This window comes from Cruoricaptor ignavus, from assembly GCF_014961145.1.
In the GTDB taxonomy this organism is placed as follows: domain Bacteria; phylum Bacteroidota; class Bacteroidia; order Flavobacteriales; family Weeksellaceae; genus Cruoricaptor; species Cruoricaptor ignavus.
In genome coordinates this window covers 838365-862404 of sequence record NZ_CP063145.1, presented here as the reverse complement: position 1 = coordinate 862404, position 24040 = coordinate 838365, and the positions used below count along the sequence as shown (strand labels likewise).

Sequence of the window (24040 nt, the reverse complement as noted above, 5' to 3'; positions counted from 1 at the left end):
TTTTGATTATGTCCGACAAGAAAAGATATATAATAAACAGCGAGGGGAGACCGCTTAATGCTCCATTATGGCAAAAAGGTGATATGCTGGAAAAATATGAAGGTCAGAACCAGTTTGCCATGATCGAAAGACGATTCTCAGAATATGGAGGATTAAATTTAACAAGTGGAACAAAAATCACAGATCGCGATGATGTGGCTTGGCTATTCAGGAATCTTGAGGATGAATCAGTCGAAAGCGCGTTTGTCGTTCACAGATTCAAGGATAACACCTTTATGGTGCAGCATCTTTCAACTGGAGACATTAGTTCATCACTAGTGGATGTAAAGGCCATATACAGTGCTGCGCAACGTCTTAATACTCAAAGTATGTATATTGTTCACAATCATCCCAGTGGCGATTTACACTCTAGCAAGCAGGATCGTATGATGATCAATATGATGAAGAAGGTATTTGAAGGAAGCGGGATTAGAATTGAGGATGGTATTATTATCAATACTCGAAGCGGCCGATATGCGGTATTCAATGAAGTCCACGATATAGAAACTAACCAGATTAAGGCGCAGGAAACACCGCAGGTAGATATTCGTGCTTATTCCTTCAACAAGCAAATATATGCAGAGAATTATCAGCCGGGATTTTCAAGGATTACAAGTCCGATGGATGTTGCAGCTTTCCTCATGACGCAGAAATACGGGTTATCCGACAAATCGGAAGTACTTGTCTTAAACAGAAAAAATGAGATCAATGCGAAGATAATTCTTCCAAAACATGACCAGGTAAATGCAGCACTCGAAGCAGTTTCAGCATACTCCGGAACATCTCTGATTCTGTATACCACATGCTATGATTATATCAAATTGGAACAGCTTAAAGAACGATGTAAAGCGGCTAATGTTGGGTTACTCGATGTACTTGTACTGGAAAGTGATAATAGCGAAAAGGTTTTGCGTTCACTTGAAGGTAAACAGGTATATGGATACGATTCAAAGAATGATAAGGTCATCATTGTATATGAAGAAGGCATTGCATACACTTCCGGAAAAAAAACTGACGATTTTTTTCTCAGCGTGGCGAACTCTGGCGATACAACAGAGAATCTTATCCGGTACGCAGCACTTTCAGAAGAGGACAAATCGGATGTTAGCAGAAGCGGCGCAGAAAAAGCGCAAGAGCTGTTTTCTAATATTTATGATGGAGATCTCAGCACTAGCGACAGGAAGCACATTGAGAAGAATTTTGAGAACTTGATTACTAAAGCGGAACAGACAAAGATTGAACAGGAAGAGGGTTTTACAATAATAGGAGGGACACTTCGGAACCTTGCCGAAAGTGCAGCAAAGCATCCTCATGAATTACTTTATTATGACAAGGCTACTGCAGACATTTTGCAATTATATATTGATAAGACAGGCATTTACGAAACGCTCTCGGCCACTGATTTAGAAAATCTGCATAGAATATGGAAGGGTGAAGCGGAAAGCAGAACTATCATAAGCGCAGGTATGACGGAAGAGCAGATCCAAAAGCAAATTAACAGATTTTCTAAACTTATAACAAATGATAACATAAATAAAAAAGATATGAATCCAGAAAATGAACAAAAATTGGCAGTGAAACTGAAATACTTAGGTTTCGGTAATGATCCCAACATTATGAAAGAGATAAAACAAAACTTTGAGCTTGAAAAGAGTGAATTCACCGTTAAAACTAAATCTATGCTTGCCAGTGAGGGGAATACCGCAGAGTTCAATCTGCATTTTAAAAAAGAAAAAGACAATAATGTGTCATTTGGGACATACGAAGCAACCTTGGAAACATCAAAAGGGGAAAGTAGAACACACACATTCGGCGCGTCTAAAGCGCCAGCTTTTACGGCCAAAGAAGCCATAAATCTATTGGAAGGCCGAGCGGTCAAAACGCATTTTTTAAGCAAGGAAACAAATGAAAAGGAATCTGTGTTTATCCGTATGAATTTCAAGGAGAAAACCGAACAAGGAAATTTTAAGTACGATTTTTTCCATAAAAACTACGGAGTGGACACAGCGGCAATACTCAACAAATCAAACATCATTGTCAATAAGCCAGAGTACAGGGATAATCTGATAAAGTCTCTTGAGAAAGGTAATGTGGTAAAAGTGATGGTTGATTTAGATGATAAGAAGGTAGAAGCTCGTGCTGTTCTCAATCCTCAGTTCAAGAATATCACACTTTATGATTCAGAAATGAATAGGATAAAAATCAACAATGAGTCATATCAGATGAGCAAATCACACGAAAAATCTCAAGTTCTTGAACACAGCCGCTCACGAGGACATTAATTTTTATATATTCTTTTAGGTGCGGGTGGGTTGATCTCCCGCCTGCACCAATTTAAAATGATTTAAATAATGAGAAATATTTTATCTTGTTCACTACTCTTCATTTTACCGCTAAGCTGCCAAAAGAAAATAAAATCTGAGAAAGGAGGAATCGACCTTATTTCTAATGTCTACTTAGACGCCTCATCAGGATTAGATAAAATTCACAGTTTTCATGTATCCAAGTTAAATTACAAAGGTGACACGATCATAGAATTTGTTCCTGACAATCAAATTCCGGAGATAACAAGAGAAGTTAACTTTATTATTGACACCGCATATTACACAACAACAAATATTTCTAAAGCCAGACAAACCAACTTTAAATCTCTTCCTGTTAACTATTCTCAATTCTCGGTAAAGAATAAAAAGAGCGGTATTATGAATCAGCAGGGGGAAGTGCCAGGATACAAGGAAAAAAAACAATTAACCGACACAATTCTTTTTGGAAAACACTACAAAAGGTTTGAAACTAATACAGCTGGATTTTACACAAGATATTATGTTTTTGTTACTGATACAATTCTTCCTTATTCGCTCAACAGAATTATAGATAAAGACTTCAAGGGAAGGTTGGAACGAGTTGATACCTACAATAAGAAACAAGATATTTTTATAACTCTCCAGCTGCTGCCAAGAAAAAATTGGGATGAAGAGGCCGCAGAAATTTTTAAATATAATGACTATCTAAATGACACCAAATCAGGAAATTCTCGACGCAGCAAATAAATACTCGGTATTGTCGTATTTTCAAGACTTGGCTGATCGTGGCAAGCTGAAATACGAACGCAGGTCAGGGAATAATTATTATTTCCGAGACGAAGGAAATCGTTACGCAGTTACTGAGACACAATTTTTCAATTTTATGAAAAATGAAGGAGGGGGAATTCTGAAGGCGGTCATGCACTTTGAAAATAAGAATGCTCACCAGGCAATTATCAGAATCAAGGAAGTCGCTGGTTTGACTTTTAAAGAAAATATTTCACCAGATAACAAAAAAAATAAAGAAACTTCCGGGAAGCCACCAAGAGTATATCTTGTCACGGTGACGAATGGCAGATAATTCCTTCACTTAAAATTTCAGATGCACTATTTATCAGAAGAAATCACTTATATCCAAAGCTCATTATAAATCAGGCTAATGCTTATACAACTGAGACGATGCATAGAGTAAATATTAAGAAAAATGTTAATCAAAATGCATTTATTGCGAGCTATTATAACTCTCTATCTTTTGCATTTGCTGAAATTTCAGGGAGAAGTCATGGTGGTGGTGTTTTGGAGTTGATGCCGAGCGAAGTTGAAAACATTTTTCTTCCCTATCATGAGTCAAATGAGGAACTTATTGGCTCTATAGATGAAATGATTCGTGCAAACGAAAGTGTTGATACAATACTCGAAATTACAAACAAAAAAATCCTAATAGATAATTATGGATTCTCGAAACAAGATGTGGAAATAGCAGATAGGATTTGGAAAAAATTGTCTAATAGAAGGTTGAATAGAAATTAAAAAGTTATGTTAGAATTTATACAAAGTGCGTCAGCTTATCAAATTGCCTGGGGGTACAGAATAAAACCAATTTATAGAATTTTAAGTAGTGAAAAATATTTGAATGATTTCTTTGAAAAAGGAAATTTATTCATTTCTTGTTTTAAAAATTTCAAAAACTATAAAGATGAAATGCAAGGTGATATAAGTGAGGGTGATGCTTTAGTCGGTGGATTTAATGAAAAGGGAGATGGTAATTTTATTGTTTATGAAGGTGGTGTAAATGCATTTGGGAAAGTTATTCTGACCCCAACAGAAAGCTTGATATAATTCTTATCATACTTGTGTTAAATTTCGTAGCACTGGCAGCTTGCGCTGCAATTCTCTATCTCATCCTGGATAAACTCAATCTGCACGAATTTTGGATAAGAGAATTACTGCAGCAATTTTGAATCTTAAACTTTGAATTTATAACAATGTGCTATTATGTTGATTTAAGCCTTACCAAAAAGGCTATCAAAGAAATATATGGAGTAAACACGGATAACGCCGAATTCAAAAATTCAGCTTTCGTAAATGGATTTTCGAATCCGCAAATTCCTGTAATTCTTGACGAAACATCAACGGAACTCTCAACTGCAAGCTGGGGCATAATTCCATTTTGGGCTAAAGACCGCAGCATTCAGAAACAAACATTAAATGCAAAAATTGAAACCGTAGCAGAAAAAAATTCTTTCAAAAATAGCGTGAATAAACGCTGTCTCGTTCTGGTAAATGGATTTTATGAATGGAAATGGATAGACGAGAAAGGGAAGGAGAAGCACAAACACCACCTGACCGTAAAAGACCAGCAAATTTTTTCTCTCGGTGGCATTTATAATATTTGGACCGACAAACAGACCGGTGAAGAAATCACATCGGTTTCTATCGTCACAACGCAGGCAAACGAACTGATGACCGAAATCCACAACACAAAGCACCGAATGCCGGTCGTTCTTTTTCATTCAATGGAAAAGGACTGGCTGACAAATCCGGAAATTCAAGACTTTGCCTTCCCAAATCACGAAGCTGAACTTGTGCAACCAATCTCAATGCAGGTTTATTCTAGTTATAAAATTTTTGATATATTTTATACCAATTCAAAATTTTGAATTGATATACATAGTATCTAATTTTGCTGTATGCAAAAATTGGAACTATACAAGATAAACGGGGATGATATTCCTGTACCCTTAATACCTGCCAAAATAAAAGCTGGCGGTTATGGCTCATTTGAGAGTCCGGCACTGGATTTTCCGGAAGATACCATTGATTTGCTGAAACATATAATCCGGGATAAAGACACAACATTTTTAGGTAGAGTTACTGGAGATAGCCTTAAAGATATTGGGATATTTGATAATGATATTCTTGTTATCGAAAAAGGAACTATTCCCAAAACTGGAGATAAAGCCGTAGTCTTTTTGGATGGTGAATTTTTTATAAAAGTCTTTCAACCGAAGTATAAACCGAACAGTTTGCAGCTTTCAGAAATTATTCTGAAGTCAGAAAATCCTGCCTATAATAATATTACCATTACTGAATTCGATGAATTTCAAATTTGGGGTATTGCAACATTTAACATTCATAAATTAAACTAATGTACGGGCTGATTGATGGGAATAATTTTTACGCTTCCTGTGAGAGAATTTTCAGACCTGATTTAAGAAATACTCCCGTTGTGGTTCTCTCCAATAATGATGGTTGCGCCATAGCACGGTCTAATGAAGCGAAAGCCTTAGGCATTAAGATGGGACAGCCATATTTTCAGTTTAAAGATTTGGCAGATAGGGAAAGTGTAGCCGTGTTTTCTGCAAACTTCGTTCTTTACGGAGATATTTCAAACCGCATTACCAATATCTGCAGAAGATATTGTCAGGATGTAGAAATTTATAGTATTGATGAGAGCTTTTTAGATTTTCACGGTTATCCTTATGTCAATCTTCAGGAACATTGCGAAAAACTTCGTATGCATATTCTGAACGGCCTTGATGTTCCTTGCTCCATTGGTATAGCTCCCTCGAAAACGCTTGCTAAAGTAGCCAACAAAATTGCAAAGAAGTTTCCCGAACGAACAAACGGCGTTTACATTATAGATAATGCAAAGAAAATTGAAAGCGCAATTAAATGGTTTCCTTTGGAAGATGTATGGGGGATAGGAAGAAGATATTTCGAACGCTTTAGCGCAGAAGGAATTAAAACTGCATATGATTTCACTCAGCTTCCGGAAGGTTATGTGCAGAAAATAATGGGAATTTATGGCGTAAGAATGCACCGTGAATTACAGGGAATTCCACAATATAATTTATCTGAAAGAAAGGATAAAAAAATGATTGCCACCACACGGACTTTTGAAAAGCGATCACAGGACTACGAATACTTGCTGGAACGAATAACTACATTTGCATTTAAGTGTGCAGAAAAACTAAGGAAACAACAATCCTGTTGTAGGTTTGTTACAGTATTTATCACAACAGACCGCTTCCGAACATCAGATAGGCAATATTCCAATTCTTTTTCCATTCCGCTTGTCAATTCATCCAACAGCGCAATTGTAATTTCTAAGGCTGCAAAAGATGCTCTAAACAGAATTTTTGTTGAAGGCTTGTCTTACAAGAAAGCTGGTGTAATTGTTTCAGAATTCGTTCCAGAAGATGAACGCACTCAATCACTATTCGATGAAGATTTTCAGGGTAAACACAGGCCACTGATGGAAACTATTGACAAAATGAATAAAAAACTTGGCAGTGATAAAATTAAACTTGCAGGAATGGACATACAAAGAACTTGGAAAATGAATCAGAAAAAACTCTCCCCAAAATATTCCACTGATATCAACCAATTGATAAAAATACGAACTTAAAAACAGCTATAAAACTGAAAGAAAAATTTATAAATTAGCGGGTATTAATCGCACCACACTGGAATTGAAATAAGGATTAGAAAATACTAAAAATGAACGAAGAGATAAAATTTCCAATGATGCTGGACACGGCATTGATGCTTGTTAATGAAATGAGAGCAATAGAAATCAGGAAGCTAGATGATGCAACTGAGACTGAAAAAGCACTATTAATGACTGAAATCCGAAAGTATGACGCTGAAGAAAAATTATTGTACTACGGAGATGACCATTCCAGGCTTTCAGTGATGGAGAAAATCGATAAACTTTACAGCCCTATCGTGAAAGCAAAATATGAGAGAGTCTGAAATTCGTAATATATACGAAAAAAAGAAAAATCTATTTCTTAGCGGTTTAAAATCAAGCGAGAATCCTGTTGCAGTTTTGTTGGGAGGACAACCAGCTAGTGGAAAGGGTAGCCTTGTAAAAAAATGTAAGGAATATTATCCAACTCAAGACTTTCTTATCGTTAATGGGGATAATTTCAGGATATTCCATCCTAGACATGACGAATTAAGAAAAATTCCGCATCGTTTTTCTTCTGAAACTCAAATATTTTCAAATATGTTTACTGAAAATTTGATAAACGACGCACTTAATAACAATTATAGCATTATAATAGAGGGCACAATGCGGAATCCAGACATTCCCACTCAAACTTGTAAGCAATTTAAAGAGGTAGGGTATATTGTTGATGCACTTGCCATATCAGCACCGCAGATTCTTACGGAGTTAGGGATTTATGTTCGTTATCAAGAAGAAGTTAATAGCTCAGGATATGGGCGGTTAGCGGATGTTTCATCGCATAATCAAGCGGTGGCAGGGGTTTCCGAATCATTAGATAAGTTGTATCATGAGAAAATTGTAAATAACATTCAAATTTTCTCATTGTACGCAAAGGATGATCTTGCTTATTTTACTCTAAAAGATAATTCATGGAATAATCAAGATTGGATTCCGTCTGATATTATCAAGAAAACGAGGGAAGACCAATTTAATAACATAAACCTTCTGTTATCTGCAAGAGATAGAGGATACGCTACGTTTCGTGAAATTGATACTACTTTAAAAAATGATGTGGCAAAATTATTACATGTTGTAGAAAGGCAGATTGAAGATCTTGACAATAAAAAGAAAAGAGGATTTAAAAGATAATATATTTTTGTCATCCAATACTAGGAGGCCCAGAATTCTAACCAATTGTTAGAACAACTGAAGAAAGATTCGGAAACAAGAGCCAATCATGCTAGTCCCTTATTTAGTCCCTGACACCGGTTAAACCCCGTATTCATAGTGGTTATTGTGGAGTTGGAGGGATTCGAACCCTCGTCCAAACAGGCAATACGCAAGCTTTCTACACGCTTAGTCTATTCTTAATTTTCGACGAAGTGCAGACAATAGACCGCCAACACTGCGCTTATTTTCTTCGGTTTTCGTCTGCCGGCCGAAACCTCCGGCAGCTTATTTCCGCTTTCCTATGCCTCAGAGCCCACCGTCGCAGAAAAGAACTGTGGCGAGACATCCTGTTTCCTTACTGTGCTTCGGGAAAACGCTTATCCTACTGTGCTTCAGATTAAGCAGCAAGAGCAAACTCTTCGTTGCCAGTTAATGTTTGCAGCAAGGGATTAAAGAGATCGCGCTGCGGTTCTCTGCGTGCTTAATTACCCATTGGTCCTGCTGTCGAAACCAGTCAACCCCAAAAAGATAGTCTGCAAATATACGAATATTTTATCTTACGGGCGAGTGCGTCTTTTTTTTATCATAAAGATTGTTCAATACTGTCCTAAATAAAAATTATTAAAAATAGAAACAGCCTAAATACCTATTTTACATTTAGCTTTACATTTAATTTCAAAAAAGAACCCCTTGATAATATGTTTTTTGAGATTCAGGTGGTTGGTCAAAAGGTTTGTCGAGCCAATACTGGAGATTAATTTTCACAAAAATATTCAGTCGGATAAATGCTACTAGATTTGATAATTGCCAAGGATATTTTGCGATTGATTTTAGGTATTTTAGGATAAGAATGGTAATTAGAGCCGTCCAAATTTGTATTTTAACTGCATTTTCAGATGTTCCGATAAATGTTTTGATATGAAGCAATTGCTTGATGTCTCTGAAAAAAATCTCAATCTGCCACCTTTGTTTGTACAGTTCTGCAATGGTGGAAGCTGCCCAAGTGAAATTATTGGTGATAATTTCGATAGTTTGCTTGTTTTCATCGTCCCAAACCGCCACTCTTCTTAATTTTTTAGGGTATTTTTCTTTTGAAATAGGGTTTGAAAGGATTATGTCTTCGTCTTTCAAAATGTTTTGCGCTCCTTTTGGTGGAAGTTCTCGTTCCTGTAAAGTTTCAAATTTCAGATTTTCTTTATGTCTTATTACGAAGAAAACACCTTTGCTGTCCCAAATAGAGAGCATTGGAAAATCGTTATAGAATCGGTCTGCAACAATGACTGCTCCCTTTTCCAAAGGAATGTTTTCAGCCCCTTTATTATCCGCAACACTTCCTTTGGTAATATTCACATAAACCGGAAGTTTCCCATCGTATTCAAGCAAGGTATGCATCTTTACAGCTCCTTTCTTAGTGCGATACGTTGCCCAATCAAATAAAGAAAGACACAGGGAAATAAGAGTGGAATCTAATAGATAAACGGGAACTTTTATTTTCAGCTTTACTCGTTTTTGTTTGGTGTGCTGTCCTAAATGTTCTAATAATATGAAATACAAATCTTTGAACAAGTCTGCATCTCGTTTTCCATTCTGGTAGCTAATAGAAGATTTGGAAGGTGCTGTTTTTATCCCTAAATGATTGAGGTTGCCCGTTGCGCTACGAAGTCCATTGGAAATATCCCGTACCGAAGTGCTTTTGGCAAAATGACAGAAAAGCATAGAAACTAAATGGGTCCAACTATCGAATCCTTTATTTCGGTAATCGGTCTTTTTTTCTTTGACTATTTTTTTGAAAATTACTCGGTCTATTTTTGAAATGATTTGGGAAAATAATGTTAATTTTGAATCCATAAGAAGGTTTTTTTGTTGTGCAACCTCAAAGGTACTTTGAGTTACTCTAATTCCTTCTTATTTTTTTTATTTAGGACGCTATTGACTAAGCATAAACAAAATAAAAACAATTTCAAAAATGAACTTAAAATTTAAAAAAGCGCACTTAGTGAACGCACAGGAAATGAAAAAGCAGCACCCGGAAACATTCTGCGCACCGAGCGATGATGACCTACGGAACATCGAGCCTGGAGACTTCGTAAAGGTAAGTGTGATGGGAGAAAGATTCTGGGTTGAGGTGGAAACTATCAGTCCGGAAGCTGTAACCGGTAGGATTGACAACGATTTGGTCTGCACCGCAGATCACGGCCTAATACTAAATGATAGGTTGCATATCAACAAAGAATGCATTTATAACATCTTGTTTAACGACTAAATAACTTCAAAAAGCAACTGGGTTTTATGCTGCATTTTTTCCTTGCGCAGGTTTTTTGAGAAGGTTTTCGCCCATAAAAGAAAAACCACTGAAAAAATTTTACGGTTGCCGATTAAATTCGGTAACCGTGCCGGTTGATAATCGGTTGAGTATTTTTGGCATAAAATACTCGAGAAAATGGAAAATTACAAAATGTTAATAGATATGAGAGACAAGATTATCAGCTACCTGGAAGAGGAGAAAAAAAGGAACGAAATGGTTCTTATTGGCTACCAGGATCCGATACCGGATTCATCAGAAGCTATCCGGATGAAGCGGGAGTACGAAAGGATGCGGCTCGTGCAGTATATTTTAGACCTTAGCCGCCTAATAGACGGCATCAAGATGATGTTCCCAAATGAATAATGAGCAGAAGAGGAAAACATACACCTAAGCTGGAAAAAGATCAGCGCATCTTCACGATGATGGGCTGGATGATTGATTCCGTGCCGGAATATCTCATCAAGAAGCAGGCGATGCAGTCTTGGGGCATCTCCATTGAGACGGCCAGAAGATATTACCGAGAAGCACACGCTAACTGGCGGCGTGACCGGATTATCGACATACAGGCCAAGCTGGATTCCAGAATTGCAGAGCTTCAGAACAACCTTCGCAATATGGATCCGAAATTCAAAAACACGCCGCAAGGTCTTAAGATAGCATTGGCTTACTTGAAGGAACTTTCTAAACTTGAGGGGCTTTATCCGGCACACCGGCACATCCACAGCAATGATCCGGAAAATCCGCTTCCAGAAACTCAGCAGGTTACTATTTTCCAGATTCCCGATAATAACCGGTAAAATCTTGCAGACAGAAATCATAAGACCGCAGGAGGGCTACCAGATGGAGGCTCTCTCGTCTTCCGCTGATATTCTGGTTGGCGGCGGAGCTGCCGGTGTGGGAAAAACCTTCTCGCTTTTACTTGAGCCGATAAGGCACAAGGATGTGAAAGATTTTGGGGCGGTATGCTTCCGCCGTACAACGCCGATGATACGGACGGAAGGCGGTCTTTGGGATTCATCGCAGAAGCTTTACCGAAAGGTGCACGGTGCAAGAGCGAGAGAGCAGCAGTTGGAGCTGGATGACCCCGCGAAAAAGAAATCCATAGCCACCACCCGGAGCTTTATGGAAATGATAAGCGAGCCGGAGGAGCTGGCCGAGCGCATAAAGACATTTGCCTTTATCTGCGCGGAAAAACTCCGCCGGCAAAGCAGCTGCTGCCGGGAGATTACGGTATTTATAAAGACCAACCGCTTCCGCCCGGAGCTCGGCGTCTACCAGAACGGCAGAACGCTTCGCCTGAATAACCCCACCAATAGCGCCATCACTCTTGCAAAGGCCGCCGGAGAAATCTTTTCCGAAATTTTTGCAGAAGGCTTTATGTATAAAAAAGCGGGCGTTATCGTCTCAGATTTCGTCCCGGAAAACGAGCGGATTACAAGCCTCTTCGAACAGGACTGGGAGGAGGTGCACCGCCCGGTGATGAAGGCTATGGACAGGATGAATAACAAATATGGAAAGCAAAAAGTACGGCTGGGCTCGCAAAGCGGCAAGTCCCCTTACAACAGGAAAATTTTTTCTGAAGAGTATGAAAATTTCCTGAAAAACAATACTCTGAATGAAGCCGCCTACCGTTTTCACTGACGCTGAAACTCCCCGCGATTTGGCAATCTTTTAGTCTGAAAATAAAACTCATCAAAACATTGACATAATATTTTGTCATTCAGAAAATTATTTATACTTTTGCGCTCTCAAATGTTTTGGCGTGAGGTGAGATAAGCGCCAAAGCGTTTAGAATAATGCTTCCGCTTTTTTCATTATTCATTTAAACTAAGAAAGATGGCTAAGAAAGTCTTTAAAATGGTAAAACTCCAGGTAAAGGGTGGCGCCGCCAATCCTTCGCCGCCTGTTGGCCCGGCTCTCGGTTCTGCAGGGGTGAACATTATGGAGTTTTGTAAGCAGTTCAACGGGAGAACGCAGGATAAGCCAGGACAGGTGCTTCCTGTGGTGATCACGGTGTATGAGGACAAATCTTTCGATTTCGTCATCAAAACGCCGCCGGCTGCAGTACAGCTGATGGATGCTGCCAAAGTGAAGGGAGGCTCCGGTGAGCCGAACAGAAACAAGGTGGGCTCCGTAACCTGGGAGCAGGTGCAGAAAATCGCCGAGGATAAAATGAGCGACCTGAACTGCTTTACCCTAGATTCTGCGCTGAGTATGGTAGCAGGTACAGCCCGCTCTATGGGCCTTCGTGTAACAGGAAACAGACCTACAACTAACGCTTAAAACTTACTGAAATGGCAAAACTTACAAAGAAGCAAAAAGAAGTGGCAGGCAAAGTTGAGAAAGGCAGATTCTACACATTGGAAGAAGGTGCAAACCTTGTGAAGGAAGTGAATACGGCTAAATTCGATGCGTCTGTAGATATCGCGGTGCGCCTTGGTGTAGATCCGCGGAAAGCGAACCAGATGGTGCGCGGCGTGGTTTCCCTTCCGCACGGAACGGGTAAGGATGTGCGCGTTCTTGCTTTGGTAACGCCGGATAAAGAAGCCGAGGCGAAAGAAGCTGGTGCTGATTTCGTGGGGCTGGATGATTATCTTCAAAAAATAAAGGACGGCTGGACGGATGTAGATGTAATCGTGACGATGCCTGCGGTGATGGGTAAACTGGGGCCGCTGGGTAGAGTTCTAGGGCCAAGAGGCCTCATGCCGAACCCAAAATCCGGAACGGTAACGATGGAAATCGGGAAGGCCGTTTCTGAAGTGAAATCTGGTAAGATTGATTTTAAGGTAGATAAATACGGTATCGTGCACGCTGCCATCGGCAAAGTATCCTTCGATGCAGAGAAGATTAAGGATAATGCGTCTGAGCTGATTGCCACGCTGCAGAGGCTTAAGCCTACGGCTGCGAAAGGCACTTATATGAAATCTATTTACCTGTCATCTACGATGAGCCCGGGTATTGCAATTGATACTAAATCTGTAAACTAAATCTGAAACAATGACCAAGGAAGAAAAAGTAGCGGTAATCCGCGAGATTACGGAATTGCTGCAGAGCACCAATGTGGTGTATGTTGCGGACATCGAAGGTCTTAACGCTGGTGCGTCTTCAGATTTTAGAAGGCAGGCGTTCAAGAACAATATCAAAGTAAAAATGGTGAAGAACACATTGCTGAGAAAGGCAATGGAAAGCATCGAGGATAGAGATTACTCTGAAATGTTCGACACTTTCAAGGGCAACACCGTGATAATGCTGAGCGAGACCGGCAATGCACCGGCGAAAATGGTGAAGGAGCTTAGGAAGAAATCTGAGAAGCCTGTCATCAAAAGTGCCTGGGTGGACAGCGCGGTTTACATCGGCGATCAAGTAGATGAGCTGGCGGCCATCAAGTCTAAGCAAGAATTGCTTGGCGAGCTTATCGGCCTGCTTCAGTCGCCTATCAAGAATGTTATGTCTCAGCTTCAATCCGGTGCGAATACCATTACCGGCGTTCTGAAGACACTCGAAAACAAAGAAAATTAACACTCACTCAAAAAAAATAATCGTTTAACAACAAAAAGAATTCAAAAATGGCAGATCTTAAAGAACTTGCAGAAAACCTGGTAAACCTTACCGTAAAAGAAGTAAAGGAACTTAGCGACATCCTGAAGGATGAGTATGGCATCGAACCTGCTGCAGCGGCTGTAGCTGTAGCTGCTGGCCCTGGTGCTGGCGGTGGCGATGCTGCTGGTGGTGCTGAGGAGAAAACTGAATTTGATGTAATCCTTAAGGCAGCCGGTGCTTCTAAACTTGCGGTAGTTAAATTGGTGAAAGACCTTACAGGTGTAGGCCTGAAGGAAGCAAAAGACCTTGTGGACGGCGCACCTGCACCAATCAAAACTGGTATTGCAAAAGACGAGGCAGAAGCTCTGAAAAAGCAGCTTGAAGAAGCTGGAGCTGAAGTGGAGCTGAAGTAATTGCTATAATAAATAGCCGTTCTTACGGAACAGCCTCGGGAAGTTTTACTTTCCGAGGTTTTTTTGTTTAAAATTCACCGGAGGTGAGAACAAACGTGAGGGAAAAGAATCTAAAATTTGACTGATATTCTGGATAATGATATTGTATTAAATAATCTTAACGTAAATTTTAATTAAGTTCGAAAGTGTTTCATTTAAGTTCGTATATTTGCGATGTGAAAAATATTCTCTATAAGGACTTGTTTCACCAAAATATAAAATAATTTTTCATCTATCTAATATGGTTGCAAATTTACGTTGATTAATTGGAAAAAAATTAATTTTAACAATAATTAACTTTACGATGATATGCCTGTCATATTAATTATGGTCAATATTAATTGCGGAAACTTTTGCTTGACATAATTGTTATTATACAAAACAGAAAAATAATTTATAGCATCCAGAATAATGATATTCAATATGATAAAAAGATGATATTTCTTACATCTAATGTTGCTGCAGGAGCGCTTGTATTAAACCCTACCTTTCCAGACGTTGCGCTGTTGCCATTGAGACTGCACCAGCCAACAGAACGACAGCAAATAGATTTTTCAAATTGTGTTAGTTTTTAAATTTTACACTTTATAGCAGTTTATATTTTCGCATCCAATTAAATAATCTATATTATGAAAAAAACATTATTTGCTAGCGTTTTGCTGATGTCCGCCACGGCGTTTGCCCAGACAGGAAAAGTGGGGGTTAATACTCCTATGCCTTCCGAAACACTGCATGTAAATGGTACAGCCCGTGTCAGCAGTCTTCCGGTGAGTGGTTCAGGTAAAATCTACAACGGTGCTGCAACGCAGAGTACTACGTTTACAGCTACGCAAACTGTAGTTGCAGATGCAAATGGCAATTTAGGAGTGGTATCTGGTATTCCTTCGTCCGGTGCTCCTAACGAAAAAACTTATTGGTATGCAGCTCCCAATTCTACAACAACCATTACATTAACTGATTATCCTGCCAATAGTAACATTTTTATTTATGCGGCAGCGAGAAACGCAAGTGCTACTGTGGTTTCTGTCAATTTACCAGCTGCCTCTTCAACTAATGCCGGGCAGTGGTATAACGTATGTAATGTGGGAAATGGAGCAGGTGGAAGTTACGCACCGAAAATTACTTTATATGGTTTATTAAATATGCAATATGGAGGAGGCAGCTCAACTTTCGTTGGTACCACATCAGGAAGCAGGTGTGTTAAGGTAGTAGCTTCGAACGGCCCAGGCACAAATTATAGCTGGGTGACAGTTTCCAACGACTAGAAGTTTTTTTATAATCACAAGTGCCACAGGTTCTCTGTGGTTTTTTTTGTTTTGAGGAGAAGTACATAATTTGATCGCTATTGAGAAAGACCTGATGGGTCACAGAATAGCGTGCTTGCTGATCGGAAAAAAAACCTTCAGCGGACAGCTATTGGAATTTTGGTGCTCAGCGATACAAACACGGCTATGATCCTGCCAAAAATGGACAGTCCTCATCTGAATATTGTTAATCCTGCACCTGGTATGATGGCTTACGACACCAAAACCAACCAGTTGGCCATCTTTAATGGGACTGTGTGGAGCTTCTGGAGCGTGAAGTGATCAGATGCAATTTTTGTTAGCGTTTTTTATCAGCATCGGGATTTCCCGGTGCTGATTTTTTTGTAGTCAATTCAAAATGTTTTCCTCACACCGTCCTCCCAATTTTCTTTCGGTCTTCTTTCGGTCGGATGCCCTTTTTCGAAGGCAAACAGGGAGATGACCCGAAGAAAAAAAAGAAAGTAAATCAAAACTGAGAACTTTTGGAAGAAAATTATTATTAAAGTTATCTTCTTCATAAACATCGCCTACTATTATTGAGGACCCTTGTATCGATGAGTATGGAAACACCCGTATTTCGGTACTTTTCAGCGCAAGGAATTGCCCCCAATAAGCCGTATTGAAGAAGTGTTAACAATTCGTTAATATTCCATATTATTTTTGTTATAAAATATTTCTATTTTTGCAGAAATTTTTTTAATAATATTATGAAGAAAATTTTATCATTTCTCTTACTGCTCAGTTTTTCATTGTTCATCGCGCAAGATAATCTGAATATTGTAATTACGAGTCTTAATCACGAAACTTGCAAGAGCAACGGATCTGTTGAGTGGAAAGTTACTAATGGAAGGCCGAATGGTTCCTACTCCTATACCATTATAGATCTTAAGACTAATAAAGAATTGAATATATCCAGCGGCCCAAGTTATAGCTCTCTACCAGCTGGCAATTATCAGATTATAGCAGTTGAAACTATATCTGGCGAGACTGTAGAGGAAAAAAGAAGGGGTACCTTGGATTTTGTTATTCAAAATCAACTTGAGAAAATTAAAATTTCTGCCGACGGAGATGATGCCTCTTGCGAAGCGCTAAATGTAAATGTTCTCAAGGGTAAAGGCCCATATACTTATAATATTTATAAGATTGATAGTAAGGATAGTACGAAGAGAACACTAATTAAGACTGACAAAAGCTCCTCAAAAACTATGAGCTATGCTGATCTCTCAAATGGATTTTATGATGTGGAAGTGATAGATGCTTGCGGAGAGAATGCATTCGTGTATAAAATAGGAATAACGAAACCTATCTGGGATATTATGCCTGAGGGCGAAGAAAGCAAATATGATTATTTATATGGTTTTACTGTAGAGACTTGTGGTTTCTGGAATTTTAAAGTGGGCCTGAAAAATAATTTGGATCAACAGTCGCCAAATCAAAAGGTGCAGTTGAAGAGAATTGCAATTACATATACCGATGCTGCGGGGAATCCCCAGTTTGTGGAAGAATTGAATCCAGCTTATGAGTCTTCGAAATCCTTGGGAGAAACAACGGTAGATCGCTATGGTAATGATTTGGTGATTCCAAATACGGCAAAAGATATAAAGTTGATAGTAGAAGATTTGTGCGGCAAGGTGCAAACTCTTCCCCTTAATCCTGAAGTCCTTCCTATTAAAATATTTTCGTCTACTAGTTGTAAATCCACGAATAGTTTCACATTTAAAAGTAATACTAAATTTAAAATTCTTAAAGCTATTGCGCCAGACGGGAGCACTTTAATTCCTCAGTATAATGCAGACTATGACACTTTAAAGTTTGCTCATACCTTTTCAAATACTGAAAATTTTGGAACAGGTATATATAAATTCGAGGTTGAAGATCAGTGCGGAAACAAAAAAAATTTCATGTATGAAATAAAAGATAGTGATCCGTTTGTTTATTATCATCAAACCGCAACCTGCGAGGCGGATAAAACCTATGTTATATTTAATACCAGTGAAGCTGATTTCGAGAAAATTACAATAAAATCTACTTCTGCGCAAGGAGCTGGGGAAACATATTATATAACACAGTTTGTTAAAGGTACAGGCGGGATATCGAGAGGAGCAATTATCTTGCCAATTGGTAAGTATACTTATACTTTTACAACCAAAAACTGCCCCTCTGAGAGCCAAGAAAAGCAGCTCGATGTAATACAAACTTTGCCCGTCACAGTTGCTCCCGTGTCCAGCTGTGAAGCGCAGCCAAAAATCCAAGTTACATGGGAAAACTTGGGTACATTCGAATTAAATAGAAGAATTTCTCTATGGAAAAAACAGCCAAATGGCACATACAGTTTTTATAAAGAAGCCCCTAGAGATAGAATTCTAAAAGATGATCCTAAACTAACGCAAAGTTATACTTGGGAACCAAGAAACCTTCCTACCGGAATTTATCAAGTTAGGCAGACTGGTAATGTGTACAATACTCTAAAAGACGATGGGTTGTTTTATAGTAGTAACTGTAGTGAGCCATCTGTTATTTATGAATTTGAATATAATAACCCTACGGACGCCCTTGAAATTAAGACCCAATCTTTCGAATGTTCTAATAAATCATATAATTTATTTGTATCAGCTAAAAAAGGTAGTCAAAAACTAACTTACGCACTTTATAAAAATGGTGTTGAAATTTATCCTTACCAAAGTGAGCCTGTATTTACGAAATTAGAGAAAGGGGTTTATATAGTTCATGTTAAAGATGAATGTGGAAAAGTCAACACGCAAGCTGTGGATGTAACTGTTCTGTATAAACCGGGTATCTCTGTGGACGGAGATTGTGATGGTAATGTACCAAAAATACGGCTCCGCGTAAACGATTTGGATGTTCTAAGGTTTGAATGGAGGAAAATAAAAGATGCGAATGGTAACCTTCTTAGTGGTGGTGTACTAAGTACAAAATCCTTCTTGGATTTGGAAAATTTCACTGCTGATAAGGCAGGTGTTTATCAGGTCCACATCACGTCTCCTGAAGGCAAAGAATACTGCGTGGATACATATGACCAAATAATGCTTCGCGAAGATAGTTTTACTAATCCGTCTGCTGGCGAAAGTAGTGAGCATGCGTTCTATTATGATGGTACACAGAGTCATAACCTGTTTGATTACCTTGGTGGCCAGCCGGATACCTTTGGGAAGTGGGAGGTGATGAGCGATTCGAAGCTTACCACCATAGATGGAAACCGCTGGAATATTGCCGAAAACAGTCCAGGCACATATAAATTTAAATATACAGTAAATGCTTTGTGTGGCAGTACTACTATAAGTAGGGTTTCTCAAGTTATTATCCACCTTCTTCCAGAGGCTTGCTATAGATTGCCTGCTACTGATGGTCAAACATTAAGCACCAATGCGGGTATTACCGCACTGGGTAGAGCTGGTGCTGAGAATGATAACTGGCCAATGGTAAGACAAGGAGCTTGGCTGGTAATGGAGGCAAATACCAAGGGTTTTGTAATCAATAGGGTTGATAATCCTGCGACTAAAATTCCTAAAAATAAATCTGTTAAAGGTATGATGGTATATGATACCACTGAAAAATGCCTCAAGATATATGATGGTAACCAGTGGAAGTGCTTTAATAAACAGGCGTGCCCTGATCATAAATCAAAATAAGAGAATATGAAAAAGATAATTCTAACTTTAATACTTACTGCTTCAGCTCATTTCTCCGCACAGGTTGCATTTGGTAAAGATGAAGTCTCCAGTTCTTCTGTGTCTTTAGAATTTGGAAATGGTAACCGTGGTGTGATTATACCATATGTGCAGAATTTAGAGGTTGTTCGTGCAGGTAAGGTGCCTGGAACTATCATTATGGATGCAGCTACCGGAATTGTGAGCTACTGCAAGCAGAATAACTGTCAAAATGCGACTGATTGGTCACCATTGACATTTAACGTTACAAACGTAAGATTACCTAATGGTTTTATAGATGATACAACTGGCAAGGTGCCCGCCGATATAGCGAATGTTCAACATAATAAGGAAGAACATAAAGAAGCAAAGGTTATTATTGGCGAAAATCAAGAAGATAATGCAGAAGGCATCCTTGTTCTTTCCGATGCTAATAAAGCTATGGTTCTACCTTCAATGGAAAGCCCACACCTGAAGATTATAAATCCAGCACCGGGTATGATGGCATATGATTTAAAAACGAATCAGCTGGCAATTTTCAACGGTACAGTTTGGAGTTTCTGGAAACCTGTTAATTAATTTGAATTCTTATAAGCCGCCCTCTAAGGGCGGTTTTTTTTTAGTTTCCCTTTTGCTGCAATCTTTTTTGTCAAAATAAAATAAATGCTTATCTTTGCATTTCACTTTGGGGCAATCAAGATTTTAAACTGAATATTTTACGGAATTACTCTTTCAAATATACGGAAGAGTTTTCCGCGTTTTCGTGGTTAAAAAGTTGTCCGGAAGCGTCTGCACTACGCCGTGAAAAGATATAACGGGGTTGCATTTTTGAGTTGAGGAGCGTGCGGAGCAGGCTCGGGATTTTCAAAAAAAGCAGGAAGTGCAGCAGTTGTATTTTCTTCTTTCTGATTTTCTCAGGCTTTCTTACCTCCGGGGGCTCTCGCTGATTTTAATTTTTAGAAAAACATTGAACCTTTAAAGATGAGTAAAACACTGAAGAACACTCAGCCAGACGAAAGAATTAATTTCTCTTCGGTAAAGGGGAAGGTGATCACGCCGGATTTCCTGGACATCCAGATCGAGTCCTTCAAGGAATTCTTCCAGCTTGATACGCTACCTGAAGACCGCAAAAAGGAGGGGCTTTACAAAACTTTCCTTGAGAATTTCCCTATCTCCGACTCCAGAAACCAATTCGTGCTGGAGTTTATGGACTACGAGCTGGGAACGCCAAAGTACAGCATAGATGAATGTATAGAGCGCGGGCTTACCTATGCCGTGCCGCTGAAGGCAGTGCTGAAGCTGTACTGCACCGATCCGGAGCACGAGGACTTTGAAACTATGATTCAGGATGTGTACCTGGGCCCCGTGCCTTATATGACGCCTTCCGGATCATTCATTATCAACGGTGCCGAGCGCGTGATCGTTACGCAGCTGCACCGCTCGCCGGGCGTATTCTTCGGGCAGACTTACCACGCCAACGGCTCCAAGCTTTATTTCTCCAGAATTATCCCGTTCAAGGGTTCCTGGATGGAGTTTACTACGGATATCAACAATGTGATGTATGCCTACATCGACCGGAAGAAGAAGCTCCCGCTTACTACGCTGCTGCGCGCGATAGGCTATGAATCCGACAAGGATATCCTCCAGCTTTTCGATCTTGCAGAGGAAGTAAAAGCCACCAAGGCAAGCCTGAAAAAATACGAAGGCAGAACGCTCGCGGCACGCGTGCTGAATACCTGGTTCGAAGATTTTGTGGATGAAGATACCGGCGAGGTAGTTTCCGTGGAGAGAAATGAAATCATCCTGGACCGGGAGACCGTTCTTGAAAAAGAGCACATCGATATGATCCTGGAATCCGGCGTGAAGTCCGTGCTGATTCACAAGGAAAACTCCGGAGAGTTTACCATCATCCAGAATACCCTGCAGAAAGACCCTACCAACTCTGAGAAAGAAGCGGTGGAGTACATCTACCGTCAGCTACGCAACGCGGAACCGCCTGATGAAGAAACCGCAAGGGGCATCATAGAAAAACTTTTCTTCTCCGAGCAAAGATACTCCCTGGGAGAGGTAGGCAGGTACAGGCTGAATAAGAAGCTTGGGCTGAAGATCTCCGAGGATACTGAGGTTTTAACGAAAGAAGACATTATCGCCATCGTTCGCCACCTTATCGAGTTGGTGAACTCCAAGGCGGAGATCGACGATATTGACCATCTCTCCAACCGTAGGATTAAAACCGTAGGCGAGCAGCTTGCCGGTCAGTTCGGTGTGGGGCTGTCCAGAATCGCAAGAACCATCCGCGAACGAATGAATGTACGCGATAACGAGGTATTTACTCCAAGAGATCTTGTAAATGCCAAGACGCTCACCTCGGTTATCAACTCGTTCTTCGGTACCAACCAGCTGTCCCAGTTTATGGACCAGACCAACCCGCTTTCCGAAATTACCCACAAGAGAAGGCTTTCGGCACTCGGGCCGGGCGGGCTTTCAAGAGAGCGCGCAGGTTTCGAGGTGCGGGATGTGCACCACACACACTACGGCAGGATTTGCCCGATCGAGACGCCGGAAGGGCCGAATATCGGTTTGATCTCCTCGCTCGGTCTTTATGCCAAAATCAACAATTTGGGCTTCATAGAGACCCCATACAGAAAAGTGGAAAACGGCAGAGTAGATCTGGAATCTCCGGCGGTATATCTCAACGCCGAGGATGAAGAAGGCAAGGTAATCGCACAGGCGAATGTGGAAATGTCTGAAAGCGGCGACTTCGAGTCGGACAGGATCATCGCCCGTGTGGATGGAGACTACCCCGTGGTAGAGCCGCAGCAGGTAGATCTTGTGGATGTGGCACCGAACCAGATTTCCGGTATCTCCGCCTCCCTTATCCCTTTCCTTGAGCACGACGATGCGAACCGCGCGCTGATGGGCTCCAACATGATGCGCCAGGCAGTGCCGCTCCTCCGCCCGGAAGCCCCAATCGTAGGTACCGGGCTGGAAAGGCAGGTGGCAAAAGACAGCCGCGTGCTCATCAACGCTGAAGGAAACGGCGTGGTAGAGTATGTGGATGCTGAGAAAATCGTGATAAAATACGAGCGTACGGAAGACGAGGAGCTGGTTTCCTTTGAGCCCGCAACAAAAACATACAACCTTACAAAATTCAGAAAAACCAACCAGAGTACCACCATCACCCTACGGCCAAATGTAAAAGTAGGAGAGCGTGTGGAAAAAGGACAGGTGCTCTGCGATGGCTACGCTACGGAAAACGGCGAGCTCGCCATCGGGCGGAACCTCGTGGTGGCATTTATGCCGTGGAAGGGGTATAACTTTGAGGACGCGATAGTAATCAACGAAAGAGTGGTACGCGAAGACTGGTTTACTTCCATCCACATCGACGAATATTCGCTAGATGTGCGCGATACCAAGCTCGGTATGGAGGAGCTGACTTCCGATATCCCAAATGTGTCCGAGGAGGCTACCAAAGATCTGGACGAAAACGGTATGATCCGCATCGGGGCAGAGGTAAAACCGGGTGATATTATGATTGGAAAGATCACTCCAAAAGGAGAATCTGACCCTACGCCGGAGGAGAAACTCCTGCGAGCCATCTTCGGCGATAAAGCCGGAGATGTAAAGGACGCATCCCTGAAGGCAGACTCTTCACTTAGCGGGGTAGTGGTAGATAAAAAACTCTTCTCCAGAAACATAAAGGATAAGAAAAAGCGCAGCGAGGAGAAACTAAAACTCGAGGAAATCGATAATGATTACCAAGTAAAATTTGACGAGCTTCGCGGTATCCTTGTGGAAAAACTCAATGTTTTGGTAAACGGCAAAGTTTCCCAAGGGGTAACGAATGACCTGAATGAAGAGGTAATTTCCAAAGGAACAAAGTTCACGCTGAAGCTCCTGCAGTCCATAGACGATTATGTGAACATCAGCGGAGCAGAGTGGACTGTGGATGAGGACAGGAATGAGCTGATCAATCAGCTGCTGCATAATTATAAGATTAAAGTAAACAGCATCCGTAGCGTGATGAACCGTGAGAAGGATGCCGTGACGATAGGTGATGAGCTTGCCCCGGGAATTATGAAGACGGCAAAAGTGTACATCGCTAAAAAGCGCAAGCTGAAAGTAGGTGATAAAATGGCGGGCCGCCACGGAAACAAGGGCATCGTTTCGCGGATTGTGCGCGAAGAAGATATGCCGTTCCTCGAAGACGGAACGCCTGTGGACATAGTGCTGAATCCACTGGGGGTGCCATCCCGTATGAACATCGGGCAGATTTATGAAACCGTTCTCGGCTGGGCAGGGCAGAAGCTTGGGCTGAAATTTGCCACGCCGATTTTCGACGGCGCATCGCTGGAAGAAATCACGAAGTACACCGATGAAGCCGGCCTTCCGAAATTCGGTAACACCTATCTGTATGATGGTGGTACCGGCGAAAGATTCACGCAGCCTGCCACTGTGGGCGTAATCTATATGCTGAAACTTGGGCATATGGTGGATGATAAGATGCACGCCCGCTCTATCGGCCCGTACTCTCTCATCACGCAGCAACCTTTGGGCGGTAAGGCTCAGTTCGGTGGTCAGCGTTTCGGTGAGATGGAAGTCTGGGCGTTGGAAGCCTTCGGTGCATCCAACATTCTTCGTGAAATCCTTACCGTGAAATCCGACGATGTGACGGGAAGAACGAAAACTTACGAGGCGATTGCCAAAGGTGAAGCAATGCCGGAGCCCGGTATCCCGGAATCCTTCAATGTATTGCTGCACGAACTGCAGGGCCTTGGATTGGATGTGAGGTTAGAGGAATAA

At 40.7% G+C, this 24040-nt stretch carries 23 protein-coding genes and 1 other RNA gene; 22 read left to right on the top strand and 2 right to left on the bottom strand.

Going from position 1 to position 24040, the window contains the following annotated elements; genetic code table 11:
- Window positions 1-8: 8 nt before the first annotated feature.
- The 10 genes from IMZ16_RS04005 (at window position 9) to IMZ16_RS03960 (ending at window position 7947) form a co-directional block, all read left to right on the top strand.
- The gene (locus IMZ16_RS04005; RefSeq protein WP_193440590.1) at window positions 9-2321 is read left to right on the top strand and encodes a JAB domain-containing protein; all 2313 of its coding nucleotides are present in this window, start codon (window positions 9-11) and stop codon (window positions 2319-2321) included.
- 69 nt (window positions 2322-2390) lie between these two features.
- Window positions 2391-3089, top strand: coding sequence for a hypothetical protein (locus tag IMZ16_RS04000; protein WP_193440589.1), 699 nt, complete (start codon window positions 2391-2393; stop codon window positions 3087-3089).
- Complete coding sequence (locus IMZ16_RS03995) at window positions 3052-3423, top strand: hypothetical protein (protein ID WP_193440588.1); 372 nt, start codon at window positions 3052-3054, stop codon at window positions 3421-3423. The genes IMZ16_RS04000 and IMZ16_RS03995 overlap by 38 nt, the downstream gene beginning before the upstream one ends.
- Window positions 3393-3872: a hypothetical protein gene (locus tag IMZ16_RS03990; protein WP_394368282.1), complete on the top strand. Its 480-nt coding sequence runs from the start codon at window positions 3393-3395 to the stop codon at window positions 3870-3872. The genes IMZ16_RS03995 and IMZ16_RS03990 overlap by 31 nt, the downstream gene beginning before the upstream one ends.
- A gap of 6 nt (window positions 3873-3878) precedes the next feature.
- Complete coding sequence (locus tag IMZ16_RS03985; RefSeq protein WP_193440586.1) at window positions 3879-4181, top strand: hypothetical protein; 303 nt, start codon at window positions 3879-3881, stop codon at window positions 4179-4181.
- A 146-nt stretch (window positions 4182-4327) separates the two neighbouring features.
- Window positions 4328-5002, top strand: coding sequence for an SOS response-associated peptidase (locus IMZ16_RS03980; protein ID WP_193440585.1), 675 nt, complete (start codon window positions 4328-4330; stop codon window positions 5000-5002).
- Window positions 5003-5032: 30 nt separating this feature from the next.
- On the top strand, window positions 5033-5491 hold the full coding sequence (locus tag IMZ16_RS03975; RefSeq protein ID WP_193440584.1) for a LexA family protein: 459 nt from the start codon (window positions 5033-5035) through the stop codon (window positions 5489-5491).
- Window positions 5491-6753, top strand: coding sequence for a Y-family DNA polymerase (locus IMZ16_RS03970; protein WP_193440583.1), 1263 nt, complete (start codon window positions 5491-5493; stop codon window positions 6751-6753). Before IMZ16_RS03975 ends, IMZ16_RS03970 begins: the two co-directional genes overlap by 1 nt.
- A gap of 92 nt (window positions 6754-6845) precedes the next feature.
- Window positions 6846-7100, top strand: coding sequence for a hypothetical protein (locus IMZ16_RS03965; RefSeq protein ID WP_193440582.1), 255 nt, complete (start codon window positions 6846-6848; stop codon window positions 7098-7100).
- Window positions 7087-7947, top strand: a complete 861-nt coding sequence (locus IMZ16_RS03960) for a zeta toxin family protein (protein ID WP_193440581.1) — start codon at window positions 7087-7089, stop codon at window positions 7945-7947. Before IMZ16_RS03965 ends, IMZ16_RS03960 begins: the two co-directional genes overlap by 14 nt.
- Before the next feature lie 145 nt (window positions 7948-8092).
- On the opposite strand, the gene ssrA is transcribed toward IMZ16_RS03960, so the two are convergent.
- Both ssrA and IMZ16_RS03950 read right to left on the bottom strand, forming a co-directional pair.
- Window positions 8093-8490, bottom strand: a transfer-messenger RNA (tmRNA) gene (gene ssrA / locus IMZ16_RS03955).
- Between the two features lie 153 nt (window positions 8491-8643).
- Window positions 8644-9816: an IS4 family transposase gene (locus IMZ16_RS03950; protein ID WP_124985314.1), complete on the bottom strand. Its 1173-nt coding sequence runs from the start codon at window positions 9814-9816 to the stop codon at window positions 8644-8646.
- A gap of 118 nt (window positions 9817-9934) precedes the next feature.
- On the opposite strand from IMZ16_RS03950, the gene IMZ16_RS03940 reads away from it, so the two are divergent.
- The 12 genes from IMZ16_RS03940 (at window position 9935) to rpoB (ending at window position 24040) form a co-directional block, all read left to right on the top strand.
- Window positions 9935-10231 (top strand): hypothetical protein, encoded by a 297-nt coding sequence (locus IMZ16_RS03940; protein WP_193440579.1) that lies wholly within the window; start codon window positions 9935-9937, stop codon window positions 10229-10231.
- A 204-nt stretch (window positions 10232-10435) separates the two neighbouring features.
- Window positions 10436-10636: a hypothetical protein gene (locus tag IMZ16_RS03935; protein ID WP_193440578.1), complete on the top strand. Its 201-nt coding sequence runs from the start codon at window positions 10436-10438 to the stop codon at window positions 10634-10636.
- Complete coding sequence (locus IMZ16_RS03930; protein ID WP_193440577.1) at window positions 10636-11070, top strand: hypothetical protein; 435 nt, start codon at window positions 10636-10638, stop codon at window positions 11068-11070. Before IMZ16_RS03935 ends, IMZ16_RS03930 begins: the two co-directional genes overlap by 1 nt.
- A complete protein-coding gene (locus tag IMZ16_RS03925; RefSeq protein ID WP_193440576.1) occupies window positions 11000-11914 on the top strand; it encodes a DinB/UmuC family translesion DNA polymerase in 915 nt (304 codons plus the stop codon). The genes IMZ16_RS03930 and IMZ16_RS03925 overlap by 71 nt, the downstream gene beginning before the upstream one ends.
- A gap of 195 nt (window positions 11915-12109) precedes the next feature.
- A complete protein-coding gene (rplK, locus tag IMZ16_RS03920) occupies window positions 12110-12556 on the top strand; it encodes a 50S ribosomal protein L11 (protein ID WP_073177264.1) in 447 nt (148 codons plus the stop codon).
- Window positions 12557-12567: 11 nt separating this feature from the next.
- Window positions 12568-13260, top strand: a complete 693-nt coding sequence (gene rplA, locus IMZ16_RS03915; protein ID WP_193440575.1) for a 50S ribosomal protein L1 — start codon at window positions 12568-12570, stop codon at window positions 13258-13260.
- 10 nt (window positions 13261-13270) lie between these two features.
- Entirely contained in the window at window positions 13271-13792 is a 522-nt protein-coding gene (gene rplJ, locus IMZ16_RS03910; protein WP_073177260.1) for a 50S ribosomal protein L10, read from the top strand.
- 47 nt (window positions 13793-13839) lie between these two features.
- Window positions 13840-14226, top strand: a complete 387-nt coding sequence (gene rplL, locus IMZ16_RS03905) for a 50S ribosomal protein L7/L12 (RefSeq protein WP_073177258.1) — start codon at window positions 13840-13842, stop codon at window positions 14224-14226.
- A 668-nt stretch (window positions 14227-14894) separates the two neighbouring features.
- Window positions 14895-15530, top strand: a complete 636-nt coding sequence (locus IMZ16_RS03900; protein WP_193440574.1) for a hypothetical protein — start codon at window positions 14895-14897, stop codon at window positions 15528-15530.
- Between the two features lie 746 nt (window positions 15531-16276).
- The gene (locus IMZ16_RS03895) at window positions 16277-19219 is read left to right on the top strand and encodes a hypothetical protein (RefSeq protein ID WP_193440573.1); all 2943 of its coding nucleotides are present in this window, start codon (window positions 16277-16279) and stop codon (window positions 19217-19219) included.
- A gap of 6 nt (window positions 19220-19225) precedes the next feature.
- A complete protein-coding gene (locus IMZ16_RS03890; RefSeq protein WP_193440572.1) occupies window positions 19226-19816 on the top strand; it encodes a hypothetical protein in 591 nt (196 codons plus the stop codon).
- Between the two features lie 402 nt (window positions 19817-20218).
- The gene (gene rpoB, locus IMZ16_RS03885) at window positions 20219-24040 is read left to right on the top strand and encodes a DNA-directed RNA polymerase subunit beta (protein ID WP_193440571.1); all 3822 of its coding nucleotides are present in this window, start codon (window positions 20219-20221) and stop codon (window positions 24038-24040) included.